Origin of the sequence: Salinibacillus xinjiangensis (assembly GCF_009649735.1) — a bacterium.
In the GTDB taxonomy this organism is placed as follows: Bacteria; Bacillota; Bacilli; order Bacillales; family Alkalibacillaceae; genus Salinibacillus; species Salinibacillus xinjiangensis.
In genome coordinates, this window is sequence record NZ_WJNH01000019.1 from 25,650 (window position 1) to 45,167 (window position 19,518).

The 19,518-nt window shown below is 38.2% G+C and carries 26 protein-coding genes; 20 read left to right on the forward strand and 6 right to left on the reverse strand.

Translation table 11 applies throughout. The features are described from left to right. Window positions 1–58 precede the first annotated feature (58 nt). From GH754_RS18670 to GH754_RS18680, 3 genes are read left to right on the forward strand one after another with little or no spacing between them, the layout of a single operon-like run. Window positions 59–1,150, forward strand: coding sequence for a type III polyketide synthase (locus GH754_RS18670; protein ID WP_153730171.1), 1,092 nt, complete (start codon window positions 59–61; stop codon window positions 1,148–1,150). Between the two features lie 29 nt (window positions 1,151–1,179). Continuing rightward, complete coding sequence (locus GH754_RS18675; RefSeq protein WP_228550311.1) at window positions 1,180–1,656, forward strand: isoprenylcysteine carboxyl methyltransferase family protein; 477 nt, start codon at window positions 1,180–1,182, stop codon at window positions 1,654–1,656. Between the two features lie 26 nt (window positions 1,657–1,682). Then, window positions 1,683–2,516, forward strand: a complete 834-nt coding sequence (locus tag GH754_RS18680) for a sulfurtransferase (protein ID WP_153730173.1) — start codon at window positions 1,683–1,685, stop codon at window positions 2,514–2,516. A 49-nt stretch (window positions 2,517–2,565) separates the two neighbouring features. Here the strand turns inward: GH754_RS18680 and GH754_RS18685 are convergent, their stop codons facing one another. The 4 genes from GH754_RS18685 to GH754_RS18700 all read right to left on the reverse strand — a co-directional run bounded on the left by GH754_RS18685 (window position 2,566) and on the right by GH754_RS18700 (window position 4,800). Then, a complete protein-coding gene (locus GH754_RS18685; RefSeq protein ID WP_153730174.1) occupies window positions 2,566–3,240 on the reverse strand; it encodes a queuosine precursor transporter in 675 nt (224 codons plus the stop codon). A 142-nt stretch (window positions 3,241–3,382) separates the two neighbouring features. Continuing rightward, window positions 3,383–4,009 carry a lytic transglycosylase domain-containing protein gene (locus GH754_RS18690; protein ID WP_153730175.1) on the reverse strand — a complete coding sequence of 209 codons (627 nt, stop codon included), beginning with the start codon at window positions 4,007–4,009 and terminating at the stop codon, window positions 3,383–3,385. A gap of 110 nt (window positions 4,010–4,119) precedes the next feature. After that, window positions 4,120–4,281 (reverse strand): hypothetical protein, encoded by a 162-nt coding sequence (locus tag GH754_RS18695; protein ID WP_153730176.1) that lies wholly within the window; start codon window positions 4,279–4,281, stop codon window positions 4,120–4,122. Between the two features lie 318 nt (window positions 4,282–4,599). Then, complete coding sequence (locus GH754_RS18700) at window positions 4,600–4,800, reverse strand: cold-shock protein (protein ID WP_153730177.1); 201 nt, start codon at window positions 4,798–4,800, stop codon at window positions 4,600–4,602. Between the two features lie 293 nt (window positions 4,801–5,093). On the opposite strand from GH754_RS18700, the gene GH754_RS18705 reads away from it, so the two are divergent. The 4 genes from GH754_RS18705 to GH754_RS18720 all read left to right on the forward strand — a co-directional run bounded on the left by GH754_RS18705 (window position 5,094) and on the right by GH754_RS18720 (window position 7,680). Beyond that, window positions 5,094–5,684: a DUF7010 family protein gene (locus GH754_RS18705; RefSeq protein WP_228550312.1), complete on the forward strand. Its 591-nt coding sequence runs from the start codon at window positions 5,094–5,096 to the stop codon at window positions 5,682–5,684. A 2-nt stretch (window positions 5,685–5,686) separates the two neighbouring features. Then, window positions 5,687–6,043 (forward strand): VOC family protein, encoded by a 357-nt coding sequence (locus GH754_RS18710; protein WP_153730179.1) that lies wholly within the window; start codon window positions 5,687–5,689, stop codon window positions 6,041–6,043. A 138-nt stretch (window positions 6,044–6,181) separates the two neighbouring features. Beyond that, on the forward strand, window positions 6,182–7,039 hold the full coding sequence (locus GH754_RS18715) for a DUF72 domain-containing protein (protein WP_153730180.1): 858 nt from the start codon (window positions 6,182–6,184) through the stop codon (window positions 7,037–7,039). After that, window positions 7,039–7,680, forward strand: a complete 642-nt coding sequence (locus GH754_RS18720) for an HD domain-containing protein (protein WP_194841411.1) — start codon at window positions 7,039–7,041, stop codon at window positions 7,678–7,680. Before GH754_RS18715 ends, GH754_RS18720 begins: the two co-directional genes overlap by 1 nt. A 29-nt stretch (window positions 7,681–7,709) precedes the next feature. On the opposite strand, the gene GH754_RS18725 is transcribed toward GH754_RS18720, so the two are convergent. Next, a complete protein-coding gene (locus GH754_RS18725; RefSeq protein WP_153730182.1) occupies window positions 7,710–8,717 on the reverse strand; it encodes a C40 family peptidase in 1,008 nt (335 codons plus the stop codon). Between the two features lie 123 nt (window positions 8,718–8,840). Here GH754_RS18725 and GH754_RS18730 point away from each other — a divergent pair, with 123 nt between their 5' ends. The 7 genes from GH754_RS18730 (at window position 8,841) to GH754_RS18760 (ending at window position 12,284) form a co-directional block, all read left to right on the forward strand. After that, complete coding sequence (locus GH754_RS18730; protein WP_153730183.1) at window positions 8,841–9,785, forward strand: thymidylate synthase; 945 nt, start codon at window positions 8,841–8,843, stop codon at window positions 9,783–9,785. A gap of 20 nt (window positions 9,786–9,805) precedes the next feature. Continuing rightward, on the forward strand, window positions 9,806–10,300 hold the full coding sequence (locus GH754_RS18735) for a dihydrofolate reductase (protein ID WP_153730184.1): 495 nt from the start codon (window positions 9,806–9,808) through the stop codon (window positions 10,298–10,300). A gap of 142 nt (window positions 10,301–10,442) precedes the next feature. Further along, window positions 10,443–10,649 carry a twin-arginine translocase TatA/TatE family subunit gene (tatA, locus tag GH754_RS18740; protein ID WP_228550314.1) on the forward strand — a complete coding sequence of 69 codons (207 nt, stop codon included), beginning with the start codon at window positions 10,443–10,445 and terminating at the stop codon, window positions 10,647–10,649. 21 nt (window positions 10,650–10,670) lie between these two features. Next, entirely contained in the window at window positions 10,671–10,868 is a 198-nt protein-coding gene (locus tag GH754_RS18745; RefSeq protein ID WP_153730185.1) for a twin-arginine translocase TatA/TatE family subunit, read from the forward strand. Between the two features lie 69 nt (window positions 10,869–10,937). After that, window positions 10,938–11,693 (forward strand): twin-arginine translocase subunit TatC, encoded by a 756-nt coding sequence (gene tatC / locus GH754_RS18750; RefSeq protein ID WP_323742112.1) that lies wholly within the window; start codon window positions 10,938–10,940, stop codon window positions 11,691–11,693. Window positions 11,694–11,735: 42 nt separating this feature from the next. After that, window positions 11,736–11,954, forward strand: coding sequence for a YozE family protein (locus tag GH754_RS18755; protein ID WP_323742113.1), 219 nt, complete (start codon window positions 11,736–11,738; stop codon window positions 11,952–11,954). A 30-nt stretch (window positions 11,955–11,984) separates the two neighbouring features. Continuing rightward, window positions 11,985–12,284, forward strand: coding sequence for a hypothetical protein (locus GH754_RS18760; protein ID WP_323742114.1), 300 nt, complete (start codon window positions 11,985–11,987; stop codon window positions 12,282–12,284). Here the strand turns inward: GH754_RS18760 and GH754_RS18765 are convergent. After that, window positions 12,281–12,604 (reverse strand): YolD-like family protein, encoded by a 324-nt coding sequence (locus tag GH754_RS18765; protein WP_194841412.1) that lies wholly within the window; start codon window positions 12,602–12,604, stop codon window positions 12,281–12,283. The genes GH754_RS18760 and GH754_RS18765 overlap by 4 nt on opposite strands. A 97-nt stretch (window positions 12,605–12,701) precedes the next feature. Between GH754_RS18765 and GH754_RS18770 the strand changes: the two genes are divergently transcribed. The 6 genes from GH754_RS18770 to GH754_RS18795 all read left to right on the forward strand — a co-directional run bounded on the left by GH754_RS18770 (window position 12,702) and on the right by GH754_RS18795 (window position 19,370). After that, window positions 12,702–12,905, forward strand: a complete 204-nt coding sequence (locus tag GH754_RS18770) for a WYL domain-containing protein (protein WP_153730188.1) — start codon at window positions 12,702–12,704, stop codon at window positions 12,903–12,905. Between the two features lie 112 nt (window positions 12,906–13,017). Beyond that, a complete protein-coding gene (locus tag GH754_RS18775; protein ID WP_153730189.1) occupies window positions 13,018–14,166 on the forward strand; it encodes an exonuclease SbcCD subunit D in 1,149 nt (382 codons plus the stop codon). 1 nt (window position 14,167) lies between these two features. Further along, entirely contained in the window at window positions 14,168–17,281 is a 3,114-nt protein-coding gene (locus tag GH754_RS18780) for an AAA family ATPase (protein WP_153730190.1), read from the forward strand. A gap of 30 nt (window positions 17,282–17,311) precedes the next feature. Then, window positions 17,312–17,560 (forward strand): DUF2584 family protein, encoded by a 249-nt coding sequence (locus tag GH754_RS18785; protein ID WP_153730191.1) that lies wholly within the window; start codon window positions 17,312–17,314, stop codon window positions 17,558–17,560. A gap of 189 nt (window positions 17,561–17,749) precedes the next feature. After that, the gene (locus tag GH754_RS18790; protein ID WP_153730192.1) at window positions 17,750–18,262 is read left to right on the forward strand and encodes an RNA polymerase sigma factor; all 513 of its coding nucleotides are present in this window, start codon (window positions 17,750–17,752) and stop codon (window positions 18,260–18,262) included. Beyond that, window positions 18,249–19,370, forward strand: a complete 1,122-nt coding sequence (locus GH754_RS18795) for a DUF4871 domain-containing protein (protein WP_153730193.1) — start codon at window positions 18,249–18,251, stop codon at window positions 19,368–19,370. Before GH754_RS18790 ends, GH754_RS18795 begins: the two co-directional genes overlap by 14 nt. Window positions 19,371–19,518 lie beyond the last annotated feature (148 nt).

Sequence of the window (19,518 nt, forward strand, 5' to 3'; positions counted from 1 at the left end):
AGGGTGAATAATCTGGTAGTGGGGTGGGATGCTAAGGCGAAAAAAGGGATGATGCTTGATGCCTGTGATTGCATCTGTTGGTGTTGGAATACCCCGCTATCGCATTCCTCAAGAAGAGGCAAAGGAATTAATCCGTGAAATCTTTCCTCGTGATTCTGAGCAACTGGAACGACTATTACCCGTATTTGATCATGCTTTTATAAAGGAAAGACAAATGGTAGTTCCGATTGATTGGTTTAAAGAGGCTCACACCTTAGCCGAGCGCAACCAAAAGTACCTTGAAGAAGCGATTCCATATACCATAGAAGCCGTCGAAGATTGTTTACATAACAGCAAGTTTTTAAACGAACAGGTTTCACCACGAGAAATTGATTGCATCATCTTCGCTTCTAGCACAGGAATTGCAACACCGTCCATAGATGCACATCTCATCAATGAATTGCCCTTTTCTGAATATACTACACGGATTCCCTTGTGGGGACTTGGATGTGCCGGTGGTGCTTCAGGCTTGGCAAGGGCATCAGAATGGCTTTTGGCTCACCCTGACAAAAACACTTTACTCATTAATTTAGAGTTTTGTAGCTTAGCCTTTCAAAAGCATGATCGGCGAAAAAGTAATTTTATCGGCTCTGCTTTGTTTGGAGATGGAGTTTCTTGCACCTTAATCATGGGCGATCAAAGCCCGCTACAGGATCGGCTTAAACATACAGGGCCTCACATTATGAAAACGAGCTCTCGAACGAAAAAGGGTGCACTTGATGTCATGGGATGGGATATTCAAAATAGTGGTTTTCATGTCATTTTCGCCAAAAGCATTCCAAGGTTAGTTGAAACCTTTTGGTATGAACACCTACAGGATTTTTTACAGGAAAGTCAACATCAAACAACAGACTTTCCCTTTTTGACTGCACATCCTGGTGGGACCAAAGTATTGCAGGCTATGGAGAGGATTTTAGAAGCGAAAAAGGAAAAGTTTCGCTATTCCTATAAGATTCTTGAAGAGCATGGAAACATGTCATCTCCTACAGTCTTATACGTGTTAAAAGAGGCAATGGAATCAAGCCCACCAACAGGAACGAAAAGTTTGCTTACCGCGTTAGGACCTGGATTCAGCTCAGAAATCGTCATGTTGGAGTGGAAAAAATCATGATTTATCTTTCTCTATGGTGCGTCGTCATAATGCAAAGAATGGTAGAGCTTCTGATTGCGAAACGAAATGAAATTTGGATGAAACAAAATGGAGCCAAAATTGTGAAAGAGGGTCATTATCGTTGGATTGTGTTGACCCATACAGCCTTCTTGTCGGCTATCATTTTAGAGGCGAATTGGCGTCACCAAATGACAGGTTCTGTTAATGGGTTTTTTTTAACGGCCTTTGTATTGCTGCAATGGGTTCGAGTTTGGTGTCTGGTCTCGCTTGGACGCTTTTGGAACACCAAAATTATCGTGATACCTGGGGTGGAGTTGATCAAAAGAGGTCCTTACAAATACGTTCGGCACCCGAATTATGTCATTGTTGGGCTGGAATTTTTCGTCATTTCATTGTTGTTCCACGCATATATAGCAGCTATCGTATTTCCAATTTTACACGCTGCTTTAATGTCAATTCGAATACCGCTGGAGGAAAGAGCATTAAAGGCATTGGGGAAAGAGTAAGTACTTAATAAGGGGGAGGAGAAAAAATGAAGTTTATAAAAGACGCCACTTGGGCCTACAAAAAGTGGCAAACGGGAGAAGACGTTATTTTTGTAGACTGTCGTTTTGATTTAAAGGATCCACTCAAAGGAAAACAGGAATTTGAAACGGATCACTTACCAGGTGCAGTCTATTTTGATTTAGATCAGGATTTAAGCAGTGAGGTGAGAAGCACAGGGGGAAGGCACCCGCTACCAGATATTAAGCAGTTTGTTCAAAAGGTGCAAAACGCAGGCATATCAAATGACACAACTGTGATTGCCTATGATCAAGGCCACCCATTTGCAAGTCGCTTTTGTTGGTTGATGACCTATTTAGGGCATGAAAAAACCTATGTAATAAATAGAGGTTACCAAGAGTGGGTGGACCAAGGTTATCCAACTGAAACCGAAACAAAGGCTAAAGAAAAAGGGGATTTTCAACCTACTATCCAGACAAATCTAGCAGTTAACCAACAATATGTGAAGGAAAATCGTACGAATCCTAATACTGCACTCATTGATTCTAGGTCCTTTGAACGATATGCAGGAAACCGTGAACCTATCGACGCAAAAGCTGGCCACATTCCTGGGGCTGAGCATTATGACTGGGTGAATTTATTTACTGAGAAAGGCTATTGGAAGGAATCTAGTGACTTGAAAAAACATTTTGAAGGACTCGTTAACTATGAGGAAATCATCGTTTATTGTGGTTCAGGCGTTACAGCTACTCCTAATGTCATAGGTTTATGGGAAGCTCAACTACCCAATGTGAAGCTATATGTAGGTAGCTGGAGTGATTGGATCTCAAACCCAGCTAACCCTATTGAAACTACTACATGATCATACAAAAAGAGTATCTAGCCATAAGAACTAGATACTCTTTTTTACATTAGTTTGTCGTTTTCATTTTCTTAGCAATATAGAAGAAAGGTGTATCCAGGAAGGACACGATAAACTTAATTACATACGTGGAAATGAAAATCTCTAACCAAATATTTAAAGGCATACCTGAAAAGGCAATGGTACAGAAGACAGCCGAATCTAACAATTGACTAATCATTGTACTTCCGTTATTTCGTAGCCATAGATATTTATCATCAGGAAATTTGCTTTTCAGCTTCGAAAAAATCCAAACATCAAAATACTGACTAATCAGGTAGGCTGCTAAACTACCTAACGCAACCTTTGGTACTAAGCTAAATAATGTCACTAGTGACCCCTGTACAGTATCACTTTCAGCTGGGGTAAACTGTAGAGCAATTTGCATCATAACAGTCATCGCAATTAACGTGAAAAAACCGAGCCATACTGCTTTTTTGGCATCCTTTTTTCCGTATTTTTCATTTAAAATATCGGTTGCTAGAAAGGCAGTACCATAGATGATATTGCCAAGTGTTGCGGTGATGCCAAACAACTCAACAGTCTTTAAAACCTGGATGTTGGCCACAACAGTGGACATTCCAATCCATACAAATAATCCGGGCTTGCCGAAGATTTTGTAAATGGCTAAAATCATCGCGAAATTGACGATGGCAAATCCGCCCCATAACCATTCATTAAACATAATAATTCCTCCCTAGTTTTGATAACGCAGGATGGTTTCGAACTGCGAAGTCTATATTATATATCGTTTTTGCAGGTTTTACAATTATTATATTCATTTCTTGACAAAAAAACGCCCAGATGGCAAGCATCTAAGCGTAATTCTAAGCAAAATATGAGCCCATAACCTTTTTTACGTAATTTTGCGTTTCCTCAAATGGTGGAACACCCTGATGTTTATCCACATTACCAGGTCCGGCATTATAAGCTGCTAAGGCTAGGGTCTTGTTCCCATCATAGCGATCGAGCATTTCTTTTAAGTATTTGGCTCCACCCATAATATTTTGTTCAGGATCAAAGGCATTGGTAACCCCAAGTCCTCTAGCAGTATCAGGCATTAATTGCATCAGTCCCTGTGCACCCGCATGACTCACAGCATTGACGTTAAAGTTCGACTCTGTTTTAATAACTGAACGAATTAACTTTGCATCTATCCCATATAAGTCCGCTGCCTTTTGAACCAATGAATCTATTTCTGCAGATGATGGACTGGCTGAGATAGAGTTTATAGGACGATATGGTAGGCTATTTGTCTGGTACATTTTGTTTAAAGTGGTGGAATCTAATGTAGTTTTATTGGTTGCTGGTTGATTAGATATAGCTGACAATTGACTTTCCATAATTTGTTGAAAGGCAGTAGTTAACATATTTGTCTGATTTGAATTCGAATTGGATGAGAAGTTTGACATTGCATTAAGCTGCATCAAACTCTGTAAGAATCTTACGTCCATATGATTTACCCCTTTTACATTCACAATCAATAATAATAGTTTACCTAATAGAGGTGAATTAGGCAATTAAAATAAAAAGGATGTTCACATATAATAGAATTTGTTTTGACTTAAAAGGTATAAACTGTGACGTAAGTAGATTCTTTAGTGTTGCTTAAATCGTTCTGATTAATATGGACTGCATGTATACCGTTCCGGCAGAATACTTCGCTTTCCATGGGCGCGGCCTCAGCTTCCTTAGAAGCAAAGACCGCTTCCTGCGGGGTCTTCACCACGCTTCCTCCCATAGGAGTCTCCGTATTCTGCCTCCACTATTAGAGTGTTCTGATGATTACTCAGTAAAAACCTTTCAATTAACCAACCAATAGTTTACCTCTAAATAAACGAATGAGGCACTGTCTATAGCGAAGTGTATTTCCGGAGCGATGGGTTTGCACTCATCATATTGAAAACGAATTAAGCTAAAAGTTATGTCGCATTTTATATCTACTGCAAAGTAAAACAAGCAAAGAAGATTACGAAAAAGACAAAAAATGAAAAACGGCAATTGCATAAAAGCAATTGCCGCCGTTTTCATCTATGGTTTGTTTTTATTTTTTAACTACGTTAGAAGCTTGAGGTCCACGATCGCCTTCAACTACTTCAAATTCAACGTTTTGACCTTCTTCAAGAGTTTTAAATCCTTCTTCTTGAATAGCGGAATAATGAACGAATACGTCATCTGCACCTTCAACTTGGATAAAACCATAACCTTTTTCTGCGTTAAACCATTTTACTACACCGTTTTGCATGTTAAATCCTCCTAAAATCTTTCACAAAAAATGTGCGTATTTCACAAATAAGAATTTAGGTCATCCACGAAAAAAGGTAACTCCTGATAGAAGTAAAAGGACACAAAATCCATTGACTTCTATAGAAGTTACCTGTCTTTCATGAACCCTTACATCCTATTTGTAGTACTTATTATAGCGCGTTTGAAAACGCTAGTCAAACAAAGGACTCAAATTCTTATTAATAAATATCGGAAAATTCTGCAATGTGGTAAACTATAATCATTAGCAATATTTTGAAGGAGATGGAAAAGGTGGAAATAGATGCACTAAGAAATCAACTATCAATCAAAAGCAAGAATGGCGTATCATTTTTACTTGCTGCCACTGTGATTTGGACAATTATTACGATTATATTTATTTTTCCTAACGAAGTCATCCAGAAAAACATTTTTATGCTTTGGACAGTTGGATTAATGTTCCCTTTGGCAGTCCTAATGTCCAAGTTATGTAAAGCGGAATGGAAGTCAAATGACAATCCGCTTGGAGTTTTAGGACTATATTTAAATCTTGCGCAGTTGATGTATTTTCCGATTATCTTTTGGGCGTTCGCCAATAGTCCAGAACAAATGATTTTGTTCTTTGCTGTTATTACGGGTGCACACTTTTATCCATATGGCTGGTTTTATAATGCAAAGGCTTACTATTTTGGTGCACCAATTATGTCCGTTTTGTTGGTTGTAATTGGCTGGGATCTGCCACTTGATTATATGTGGGTCATTCCGTTAACAATGGTGGGATTTTTACTTATATTAAGCTTCAGTTTATACAAGGATTATCAGCGTAAAAAGGAAGTGTCAGAGGACTTAGAACCTGATGAAAAAAATGTATCGAAAGAGGGATGAACATGATAAAGGGAAGAGTAGTAGGATTTGAATTAAGCAGTCAACAGCCTGAAAAAGCTGTTACTTTCTATTCAAATGTGTTCGGATGGGAAATGGGTGACCCGAGGTGGGGTTACTGGCCAGTCCATCTGAAACAAGGAGCAGATTCCCGATTAAGCGGTGGTATTGATAAAGGTCCTCATGATTATCCACATGGGACACGAATTCAAATTGAGGTAGATTCCATTGAACAAGCTATTTCATTAGCTAAGGAACATGGTGCACAAGTGGTCAGGGATAAGATGGAATTTGATGACTTTTATCTTGCATACTTAGTTGATCCAGTTGGGCTTGCGTTTGGATTAATTGAACAAAAATAAGGAAAACAGGTAACGTTTTGATGAGATTGAACGTCTAATTTGTAGAAGATAGATCAAGTGAGAGTTGTTTGCTTACAATTCTAATTATATTTTTTGCTATAATATACCAAGAATGATGGTGCGCTTGGAGGAATTATCATGCAAAAAATACATATCGGACTTACAGGGTGGGGAGACCATCCCACACTTTATGAACATAATCCATCTACAAGTAAACTTGCAGACTATGCCTCTCACTTTCCAGTAGTAGAAGTGGATACGGCCTTCTATGCCATCCAAGCTAAGAAAAATTATGAAAAGTGGGTGCGGGAAACTCCGGAAAATTTCTCGTTTGTCATTAAGGCTTTTAATGCTTTAACACAGCATGATCGAATAGAGAGGAATGTCGGGGATTTAAAGGAATTACTAGCTGCATACGCCCAATCCATTTCTCCAGTTCTGGAAGCAAATAAGCTTAATTCGATTCTATTTCAATTTCCGCCCTGGTTTGCGGTAAGTAAGGAAAATATTCGATATCTGCGGTTTATTCGTGAGTATTTATCCTCCTATCCGCTAGCCTTAGAGTTTCGGAATCAGTCATGGTTTAAGTCAGAGTATAAGGATAACACCATTGCCTTTATGAAAGAAGGGAAGTGGATTCACTCTATTTGTGATGAACCACAAGCAGGAGAGGGGTCTGTGCCGACTGTACTGGAACCGACTGCTGACCAAACCCTGATTCGTTTCCACGGTAGGAATGTTCATGGTTGGAACAAAAATGGCAATGAAAACTGGCGTGCGGTCCGATTCCTATATAGGTACAATGAAACCGAATTGCGTGAATGGGTGCAACGACTGCATGCGTTACGAAAACATACAAAGGACATTACTATTCTATTTAATAACAATTCGGGTGGAGATGCTGCTGATAATGCGAAGCAGTTTATCGAACTATTAGGAATTGAGTATCACGGTTTAAACCCAAGACAAATGGACTTATTTGATGGAGGCCTCTGATGGTTCATAAGGAAATATTTAAGAATACGGAACAATGGATTCAGAAAAAGTTTTCAGGTGATGCAACCGGTCACGATGTTTGGCATATTAAACGAGTCGTTCAACTAGCAGATAAAATAGCAAGAGAAGAACAGGCAGATATTTTTATCTGTCAAATGGCCGCCTACCTTCATGACATACCAGATGAAAAATTAACGGATGATATCGATGCAGCTAAACAAGAGGTGTTAAGCTTTTTAGATGACCAAGGAATTAGTGATGATAAAATTGATGCCATATGGAAGGCGATTAAAGATGTCTCCTTTAAAGGCAATCATACGACCCCAGAGACAGTGGAGGGAAGGGTTGTCCAGGATGCAGACCGTCTAGATGCGATTGGTGCAATTGGTATTGCTCGCACCTTTGCCTACGGAGGAAACAAGGGATCAAAGATGTATGAACCCCAAACAGACGAACAGCATGAGCACCTTGCCTATCGTGATTCAAATAAAACGACTATATACCATTTCTATGAGAAGCTACTCAAATTAAAGGACTTGATGAATACTGAAACGGCTAAAAGCATTGCTGAAAGCCGCCACCAATTTATGGAGGACTTTTTACAACAATTTTATACTGAATGGAAAGGGGATGACTGCTAAATGACCGTCATCCCCACTTATAAACAATCTTATTTTAACACTCTTTTTGCTCCAAGATATCGTTGCTGCCAGTAGGAAATCCCCATATCACTAATTTCCACACCATTATTTCCAGCATGGATAAATGTGTTGTTTCCTAAGTATATGCCAGCATGAGAGGGCCCAGGTTTATATGTTTCAAAAAAGACAAGATCTCCTACACTTGGCTTTTCTACTGGGGCGGTTGCATTCCAAATATCTGATACTGTGCGAGGGAGCTGTACTCCTGTTTGACTGAAAACAAACTGCAAGTATCCACTGCAATCAAATCCACTCGGCGATTCTCCACCCCAAACATATGGGGACCCTAAATAAGACCTTGCCACTTCAATAACATTTGAAGATGCAATGGGAGCTGTTTCCTTAACGGTTTCTTTTTTCGGTGTCTTTTTAACGGTTTGGACTATAGCGGTTTGTTCTTCGGTTCTGTTCTTCTCCAACGCTTGCACAAATTGACGGTCAAGCTCTGTCTTAACTGGAATATCATGATCCTCTTGAAATTTCTTTGCAGCCTCTTTTGTCAATGGACCATAGATACCATCAATGCCAGCATCATAATAACCGAAATAATGTAATGCTGACTGAATCCTTTTGACATCCTCACTATACATGCCAATATCAATGGATTCTTCCTCGAGGTTTTTAAGGGGTTCTAAATGATGCTCGCGCTCCTTTTCAATTAATTTATAAATCGTTTCTTTATTTGCGCGTCCAGTTTCATTCAAATTATATTTCGCTTGGAATTTTTTTACGTAATGCTCTGTGATGACGCCAAACTTACCATCGGTTTCACCTTTAAACATATCTAAATTTTTCATCTTTTTCTGTAAAACACTAACAGCCTCGTTATGGGTACCATATGTGAGTGTTTCACTGTTTGTTAGCACTTCATTTTGCTCTTGGACATCTGCGTCCACATAAGCTGAAAAGGGCTGCGTAAGTACTAAGCTACTAGCAAGTGTTCCAAATAGAACTGGGTGTTTATTGATTCCTGGCATCCAATACACCACCTTTTCAATTTAGCTAAAACATTTATATGTCCATTTAAAAATGGTTATGTACAAAGAAAAAACATGTTACAATAATGTAATGAAAAATGTGAAAAAAGTGGGGAACAAATGATGAAACAATATCTCGAACTTAGTGAACATATTTTACATAATGGGACAAGACGTGAAGATCGTACTGGAACGGGCACCATTGGCGTCTTTGGTAGCCAAATGCGTTTTGATCTTTCCAAGGGTTTCCCATTGCTCACGACCAAGAAGGTTCCGTTTAAATTAATCGTCAGTGAACTTCTTTGGTTTATGAAGGGTGACACAAATATTAAATATTTATTACAGCATAACAACAATATTTGGAATGAATGGGCCTTTAAAAATTGGGTGGAAAGTCCTGAATATCAAGGGCCGGATATGACTAATTTTGGATTGCGCTCTTTAGAAGATGAAGAGTTTAATAAGCAATATAAAGATGAAATGGACAATTTCAAACAAAAAATCTTACATGATGATGAGTTTGCGCTTAAATATGGAGATTTAGGAAATGTTTATGGAAAACAGTGGAGAGCCTGGAAAACTACACAAGGGGAAACGATTGATCAGCTGAAGAATGTGATTGATCAAATCAAAACGAATCCAACTTCAAGAAGGTTAATTGTATCTGCTTGGAATCCAGAGGATGTTCCGTCCATGGCGCTACCTCCGTGCCATACGATGTTCCAATTTTATGTGGCAGATGGTAAGCTTTCCTGCCAGCTTTACCAACGAAGTGGGGATATGTTCCTTGGCATCCCGTTCAACATTGCAAGCTATGCTCTATTGACACATCTTATTGCATTAGAATGTGGGCTTGAAGTAGGAGACTTTATTCATACCATTGGAGATGCTCATCTTTATGTGAACCATCTTGAACAAATTAAAACACAGCTTAGTCGTGAACCTAGAGAACTACCTACTATTCAAATTGATTTACAGAACAAGTCTATTTTTGACTTAGATGTTGAGGACATAAAATTAGAGGGCTATACCCCACATCCAGCCATCAAAGCTCCTGTAGCTGTTTGATGTAAAAGGAGAGTTTTGTCATGATTTCTTTATTAGTAGCGATGGATCGAAACCGTCTCATAGGCAAGGATAATGATTTGCCATGGCGCCTGCCCAATGATTTGAAATTTTTTAAGGAAACAACAATGGGACATACAATTGTAATGGGGCGGAAAACGTATGAGTCAATAGGACGTCCACTACCTGGTCGAAAAAATGTGGTGATGACACGAGACCCCGACTATCAGGCAGAGGGCTGTGAAGTTATCCATTCATGGGAAACAATTAAAAAGTGGAATGAAGAATCTCCAGAAAGAGAAGTGTTCATAATTGGTGGGAGTCATTTATTTAATGACGCCATTCACTTTGCTGATCGTATGTATATTACGGAAATTGATGAAGCCTTTGAAGGTGACACCTTTTTTCCAGCCTTTGATCGATCTGAATGGGAACTAACCCATAAAGAAAAGGGAATCAAAAACGAGAAAAACCCGTATGATTACTATTATTGCACGTACGACAGGAAAACTTCGTGAACTTTTTGTCACAATTTAAATAAACATTTGCAAACCTTGGCCATTTGCGAGAAAATGGGTGTAGATAAGGACATAGGTTTTCAATCGTAGGAAGAGACGAATACTTAGTATAAACGAAAATATAGGTTAGAAGGTGAGCAGAATGATGCAAATTGGAATTCCAGGATTAATTTTAATCTTGATTATTGCTCTTGTCATTTTTGGCCCGAAAAAGCTTCCAGAACTAGGACGTGCGACAGGTCAAACATTAAAGGAATTTAAGAAGTCAACCCGTGAACTTACTGAAGATGTAACAGATGAAGTGAAGGAAGTAAAAGACATCACTTCAAATGATTCGAAAAAATCTTAATTCCCTTTGAGGTGAGAGAATATGGGACAAATTGGAATCCCAGGATTGATTTTAATTTTGATTGTAGCACTTGTCATTTTTGGCCCGTCAAAGCTACCGGAAATTGGCAAGGCAGTTGGTTCGTCGTTAAAGGAGTTTAAACGAGCAGCCAGTGGGATTATGTCTGATGATGAATCAGACCAAAAGTCACAAAAAATTGATTCAAAAGATAAAAGCTAACTTGATTTTTCAGAAGATGTAAGGCATCCTCCTTACATCTTCTTTGTGTGTGAGTGTGTGAGGTGAATGATGATGACACAGGATGAACAAACCTATACAGGAGAAGAAATGGAAGTCATGGAGCATGTCGGCGAACTACGGAAACGCCTCCTATGGATTCTGTTCTTCTTCGTTGCATTTTTTGCAGCAGGTTTAGTTTTGGTAGAAGACATATATACATTTTTTACGCGAAATCTTGACTTTCAACTCGTTGTACTGAGTCCTTGGGAAATTATGTGGATTCATATTATGGTTGCAACCGTAATTGCCATTTCGGCAACACTGCCATTCTTTTGTTTTCAAGCGTGGTTATTTGTTCGACCTGGGCTCACATCAAAGGAACGTAAAGTAACGTTGATTTATGTTCCAGCTGTGCTTCTCCTGTTTATTGGGGGATTATTGTTTGGTTATTTCGTGATTCAAGAATTGATTTTCGGCTTTTTAATGTCGCTTGGTGAAGGCATGTTTGAAAATATGTTTACGGCAGACAAGTATTTCCGCTTTTTAATTTCCACGACATTGCCATTTGCTTTCTTTTTCGAGGTGCCTTTAATTGCGATGTTTTTAACAAGTCTAGGCATCATTGATCCAGGTAAAATGAAAAAGGTTCGTAAATATGCATATTTAGTACTAGTGATTTTAGGTACGATGCTGTCGCCACCTGATTTTATTTTACAGCTTTTCGTAGCAGTGCCGTTAATCGTTTTATATGAAGTTGCGGTTGTGATGTCGCAGCTTGTTTATAAAAGAAAAATTGCCAAAGAGGAAGAACTTGCAGTAGAATGATGGAAACGAACTATTAGTTGTGGAAAAGGGAGAGACAGTTTTGTGCGTTCATTTTACCATTTTATGATGAAGTATAGAGGAATGGGGAAGGGCTCAGAGGAAAGAAGGCTTGCAGATTGGATGTTTGAGGATCATGATTTTCCGAAACAATCTACTTCCTATGATGAAATTAGCCGCTATTTAGAGTGGAACAGTCCCTTTTCGTCTGCGCTTCATTTATTTGATCAATTGTGGGAGGTTTACGAGGCAGAAGAATTCTAGGTATATAGTTTTTAAAAGGGAGTGGGAATGGTGAGAGTGATTTTAGAGTTGCTTCGGATTATCCTGATCTTTGCGATTTTGGGTGGTTTGCTCGGGGAATTGGTTCATCACCTCTACGCGACTGATGCTATCCATACTGATTTTGAATGGCTAGGTGGAGTTGCCATCCTTGTTTTGCTGTTTGTGTTATACCGCAATAAGCTTCAAATCTCTGGGTGGTATAAAGGGAAGGGAACAGAAAAACTCTCACCAGGAATAACTCGTACCCTAATTGGATGTTCCATTTTTCTGTTTGTCTCACCCTTCATTATTGGTTGGATACAAGTTTAAATCTCAATATAAATTAACCTTTGGTAAGGAATCTTATGGATACCTTCCGAGGTCGTTAAATGGATCAACTGCTGGTGTTGGTCCATTTTTTTAATGGTTCCCTCTAATGTTTTTCTCACTCCATCCTCATGGACCGTTATCAGAACAGTCTGTTGCTGATCATAGGCGATTTTACACTTCTGGTTCAGCTCCATTAGTTCTTGCTCATCCAAAATAGGCATCGGTTCTTTTTCATTTTCACTCCAGAGCTTCTTAAGCTCTTCGACGTGTTCAGGGAGCATGAGTGATGTCCACTTGATATTTCCGCGATCTCTTAACATACTATCACCTCTTTTTTTATTATAACCGAACATATGTTCAAAATAAAGTGGATAAAGAACAGATGTTCGTGTATAATAATGGTAGGAGGTGTTTGAGATGCTTACCAATCAAAAGGTAAAGGCTGATCAGTTAGTGGAAATGATTTACCAAAGTAAAACAGGCGAGCTGACAAAACGGGTCGTAAAAGTATATGGTTCCAATAAAACAAAGATCTTCGGCTATTGTTATTTACGTAAAAATTATCGAAGCTTCAAAAAGGAGCAAATTTTAGCTATGATTCCGAAGAAAAGGAGAGCCTAAAATGGAAAAATCCACACTCTTAACCCACGAAATCCCTCATTTTTTCAATTATCCCTGTCCATTAATTCATGCTAAAATAAAAGTAAGTAAATAGAGATGGAGTGTATATTATATGAAAATCGTACACACAGCAGACTGGCATTTAGGAAAAATTGTGCACAACGTTTATATGACAGAGGATCAGGAATATGTTTTACAGCAATTTTTACAGGATGTAGAAAAAATCAATCCTGATGCTATGATTATTGCCGGAGATTTATACGACCGAGCCATCCCGCCTAAAGAAGCGGTTGAGCTATTAGATAGGATTTTAACGAAAATTGTACATGATTTGAATATCCCAATATTAGCGATAACAGGAAATCACGATAGTGCGGAACGAATGAATTATGGAGCAGAGCTGTTTAGAAAAAATCAGTTGTACCTTCAAACCAAACTGGACCCAGAGCTCAAGCCTGTTGTTTTAGAGGATGAGCATGGTCCTGTTTATTTTCATTTAGTTCCCTACATGGAGCCAGCAGAGGCAAAAACGATTTTACAACAGGATGATATTCATTCACATCATGAGGCCATGGCCGAGATTGTAAAACGTATTCAGGACAAATATGATTTGGAGAAGGAACGACATATATTTGTTGGACATGCCTTCTTGGCCGGTGGGATGGAAACTGAATCAGAGGAAAGACTTACGATGATTGGTGGAACTCCATATGTGGAGGCTGAGCTTTTTAAACCGTTCACCTACACAGCATTAGGCCATTTACATCAACCACAAAAAGTGAAGTATGATCATATTCGTTATTCCGGTTCTATTTTTAAATATTCCTTCTCAGAAGTGAATCACAAAAAGTCCTTTACCGTTCTGAATTTAAATAAAGAGGGTATTGAAGGAATGGAACTGCAGCCAATGCAAGGACAAAGGGATATGATGCGGATGGAAGGATATATGGACGATTTACTTAATGTAGATGAGGTTTGCGAAGACTACTGTCACATTAAGCTGTTAGATGATGGAGAGATTATGGACCCTATTGGTAAATTACGTAAGTGGTATCCAAATATTCTTCGATTAGAAAGACAGGTTACTGGGGCTTCCCATCTTCATGAGTTAAAACGTGTTAAGGAAAGGCAGCAAATGTCTCATTTAGAATTGTTCGCTTCCTTCTATGAAAATATGAAAGGTGAACCCATTCCTGAAAATAGGAAGGGAATCGTAGAAAAAGTCGTTCAACATGTGATTGAAGAGGAAAGGGGACGATAAAATGAGAGCTTTAACACTAGATTTGTGTGCGTTTGGACCCTACAAAGAAAAGCAAACCGTTGATTTCACACAGCTTGGTGAGGAAACGTTATTTTTAATTACAGGTCCAACTGGCTCTGGAAAGACAACGATTTTTGATGCCATGTGCTTTGCTTTATATGGAAGGGCTAGTGGGGATGACCGCGATCATGATACCCTTAGAAGCCACTTTGCACCTGTTGATCAACAAACAGAGGTTGCATTTCGATTTGCGATTCATCAAAAAGAGTTCGAAATCATCCGTCGCCCTAAACAGATGAAACGAAAAGCCCGAGGAGATGGATACACAGAACAGCCGCCACAGGCCGAAATCTATGAAATTATAAACGGAGAAAAGCATTTACGATATGGAAAAGTGAAGGAAGTAAATGAGGCTATAGAGGATATGCTGCAGCTAGATTATGAGCAGTTTCGTAAAATGGTGATGATTCCACAAGGGGAATTCCGACGCCTTATATCAGAGAATAGTAAGGAACGAGAAGAAATCTTACAGAAGATTTTTCACACCTATTTTTATGATCAAATGACAAAGCGACTCGCTGAGGAAAGTAAAAGCATTCAGCAGCAGCTAGAGCAAATGACTAGCCAGGAAAACCAGGAAATTTCCTATATTCAATGGCCAGAAGGCTATGATGCGGAGAATCTATCACCTAAAGAAGCAAGACAGCTTCTTCAATCATTATTGGAGAAGGAAAAGGAAAAACTAAAGCAACAGGAAAAAAAGCTTCGGGAAATTCAAAACAAACAGCAAAAGGCGCAAGACCACTATTATGCCGCGAAGGAACTTGAAAAGCTGTTTGTTGAATTTGAACAACTCAAGGAAAAACGAACAAAACTTCAAGCTCAGCAATCTGCAATAGAAACGAAAAAGCAGCAATTAAAACAGGCTAAAGATGCAACACAAATTAAAGGCTATGAAAAACAAGTCACACAAAGAAAACAAGAATTCGATACGCTACAAAACTCTCTACAGGCAAAAAATAAACAGTTAAGTAAGGTTACCAATCAATTTGAAACGATTGAAAAAGAGTATTTGACAGCTAAGGTTCAGGAGAAAGAGCGAGAATCGTTAAAGGACTCTGTCAGGATTCTTAATGAGCAGCTGGAAAAACTAAAGCAAGTAAATGTTATCCGTAAACAGAAGCAGGACCTTACTATGGTTTATAAAAAAGAGCAGCCACAGTTAGAGCAGCTGGATCAAACAGTTGAAGCTAAAGAGAAAAGCATTGAAAAACTAGAGCAGGAAGTAAGCCAAGGTCAAGAAACAACAGAACAATTTTATGAATTTGCTAACAAAGAAAAGGAATTTGAACAATATATAGCGAAGGGTAAACAATTAAAAAGTGAATTAGAAACACTGAATAAATATCGAGTAAGATTTCGAGAAATCAAACAAGAGTATGAGCAAGCACAACAATATGTTAAACAGGTGAAAGAAGAGCTGCAGCAACTAGAGGATGCACAGCGCCAGGAACAAGCGGCAGTATTAGCGAAAACCTTAGCAGAGGGACAAGCCTGTCCTGTTTGTGGGTCCAACCATCATCCACAAAAGGCTGAATTTCATGATACATCTATTTCTGATGAGTTGATTGCAGCTCGAAGGAATACACTTGAAAAGAGTGAAAACCAGTTAAATCAGCTTCAAAATCAATATGTCGAAATCAGGTCAAACGGAACATCGCAAAATAAGTCTGTTGAAAATCTGCGGCAAGAGATTGCTCAAGCTTCTGGTTTAAGTGTAGATGATGATGAATTGGATCAACGGCTAGAAGCATGGGAGCATGAGTTGAAAGGCATTTGCGATAAACGTAAACAGTTGGAGCAACGATTGTTTGAAGTGCAAAAAAAACAACAAACGATTAAAGACGGAAAACAAGAGCTGGCTGAACTAAAAACGAAACAGCAAAAAACATTCGAAAAGGTTCAAAAGCTTAAAGAGGATCTTGTTAAAATTCAATCACAGCTGGAAAGTGTATTAGAAAATATTGAAGATCCAAAGGCCAATGAGCAAGAGCTTAAAGAAAAGATTACCAAGACAGAAGAAGAATATCAGCGTCAAGTAAATCGATGGAACCAACTGCAAAAGGATTATGAAGCCATTAAGGAGCAAAAACAAACCATTGAAGTCGAACTGAAATCACTTACAGAACAAATTGAGGCTGCCAAAATAGCTTATGAGCAAGCACAAAAAGAGTTTAAAGCGGAACTGGAAGCGAAGGGATTTGCCGACTATAACGGCTATATGAAGGCGAAAATGGAAGATTTCCAGCAACAAAAACTAGAAACGGAGATTAAAACCTTTGAAGAGGAGCTCTCCATTACTCAAAACCGTTATGAGCAATTAACGATCACATTGGCTGAAAAAGAAAGACCTAAATTGGAATCCATCGAAGCTGGACTCAAACAATTAAATGAAGAGTATAATGAAAATGCTAAGAAAATACAGCAGCAACAGGTACAGATTGACCGTCATGAAACTACTGCGCAACGACTTGAGGATTTAGCTAGTGAGAAAAAAGAATTAGAGGAAGTATTCTATGATATTGGTGAATTAGCTAAGCTTGCACGTGGGGATAATCAACTACGTTTATCTTTTGAACGCTATGTATTATCTTCCTTCTTAGATGAAATTTTGTTTCAGGCCAATATTCGGCTTGATCAAATGACAGACCATCGTTATCAGCTTAGAAGAAGTGATCAAATTGCAAAACGTGGTGCACAAAGTGGGTTAGACCTAGAAGTGATTGACAATTACACAGGTCAAAACAGATCTGTAAAGACCCTATCAGGTGGTGAAGGGTTTAAAGCAGCTTTAAGTTTAGCATTAGGGATGGCTGATGTGGTACAAGCCCATTCAGGTGGCGTCGAGCTTGATACGCTGTTTATTGACGAAGGATTTGGAACGCTTGATGAGATTTCGCTTGAACAGGCATTAAATTGCTTAAGCGATTTACAAAAAGGAAACCGAATGCTTGGGATTATTTCACACGTACCTAAATTAAAGGAAGAAATTAGGGCGAAACTGAATATTACAACCTCGCATTCAGGTTCACAAGTATCACTGTCGTTGTCTTAGCATAGGGATTTAATAATAGGGGGGATAATCATGTCAGTACCTTTATCCATTGAGTGGCGGATTATTACTGAAGGACAAGAGAAACGGATTAATGCCAAGGAGAATATTTTTCAAATAACCTTTCCTGGCTATAAAATGTTTCCGATTGACGCGCCCATCGATATCATGCGTCACGAGGATTCTGACCAGATTGGAACAGCCATTGTGAATAAAATCACCTTTTCTAATAATCAAACGATATGTATTTATCAGCTAGTATCTTTGTATAGTGTTAATTAAATTTGCTTGGTATTTGTAAGTACATCTGTAAAACTGAAGGAAAAATATGATCAAATAGCCATCTTATTTAGGTGGCTATTTTTATTTGTTTATTCTGAAAAAATGTAAAAAGGTTATATAAAGTGAAATAATTAAGTTAATTATTCGACTAATTATTAAGATTTTTCGATACAGGGGAGAAATGAATGGATGAATACGAGCAGGATTTCAGAATGGTTTTATGAATATAACAAAGATATTTACCATTTCTTGTTATACTACGTTGGCTCTGGTGATATAGAGGACCTAGTTCAAGAGGTATTTTTGCGTGCCATGAAAGGGCTTGATTCATATCAGGAAAAATCAAGTCCGAAAACATGGCTATTGTCTATTGCAAGAAATGTTGGAATTGATGAAGTGAGAAAAAGAAAGCGCTCCAAAGTAAAACATGTAATAGGCGTTGGCAAATATGAGCCAAAAGATGATCAAAGTCCCGAAAAAATACTTCAATTAAATGAAGAAAATAGAATTCTTTATCAAGCGATTCAATCTTTAAGAGTCAATTATCGGGATGTTATTTTACTAAGGGCGATTAAAGAAATGTCGGTATCCGAAACGGCAACGATTTTAAACTGGAATGAAAATAAAGTGCGTATTACGTATCATCGAGCTTTGAAAGCGTTGATGAGAAGGAAGGAGGTAATCCTAAATGAGGGAGAATGAACAATATAAAGAAATAATAGATGAGCTAGATTCCTTACCTGAACCAAACTATGAAAAAGAGTTCGATTCGCAAACACAAAGTAGAATCCATGAAAACCTGATGAAGGCGTCAGAAAGAATCAAATCGAAGCAAAAGAGAGGTGCATTTATGAACCGAGTCTCAGCTGGATTGTTTGGTGTTGCAGCTTTGCTTATCTTCTCATTTGTAGTTTGGACAATTACGAATGATGATCATACAGCTCTAAGCCCTGATCAACAAAGCGACGAAAATATAAATACAATCAAGACTGTTTTAGAGAACACTTTAACAGGTCCAGACGAGCAGTTGAAAGACATATGGAAAGCTATTGAAAATGGTGAGGATGTGAGCGAAAGAGTAGGAATTACCTTAGAAGAGTATTCCGAGGAAAAATTTAAACAATATTTTACGGAAGATATGTTTCAGGATTACATTTCAACATACGCATACTCTTATTTACGACCTGCTTACTGGAATGATTTTGAGTTAAAAGTTATGCATATCGATGTGAAACCGTCATCGGTAAAAAATAACATTTATGATTTTTCGATAGAGATACAATACCAACAAGAAAGTAGTGAATCAGAGACTGTTTTCATTAAAGGTCAGGCGAATGTAAACGAAGACGGTAAAATAGAGGAAATAATAATAACAGGTAATGGATTGTTAGAAACATTAAAGGAATGGAATAATTATGACATTCCAAAAGTTAGTTGGAAGCCATCACCCATATTTGAGCACACAGTTACAGATAAGGAAGGGGATAAACACATCTATTCAATCATCGGAAAAGAAGGGAAAATAGGTTTCACAAATACTGAGTTAGTTGCTAGTGAACCAAAAAAACACATGTGGTTTTATTGGGGAGAAGATAATGTCTATCGTAAATCGGTAGAAGTGATTGGATTGAAAAAAGGTACAGATGATCTAATCAAACTCCATACAGGAACGTTTGATAAAGGAGCACAAGTAAGTGAAAATAGTGTCAATATGCCATCTAACATGGATTTTCCATCTGCAGGCGTATGGAATATACTAGTTTATATTAATAGGGAATTCTCTGAAAGTATTGTTGTGGAAGTGAAATAATCTAAAAAAGGGAGTGTAATATGAACTGTGTAAGTAAGAAATGCGTACGGTTTCTTACTTGCACAGTCTTTTTATTTGGTAGAATAAATATAAAGCTAAAGGAGTGATTTTGATGGGGAAGTCAAAGAGAGATCCTAACTCCGTAGAA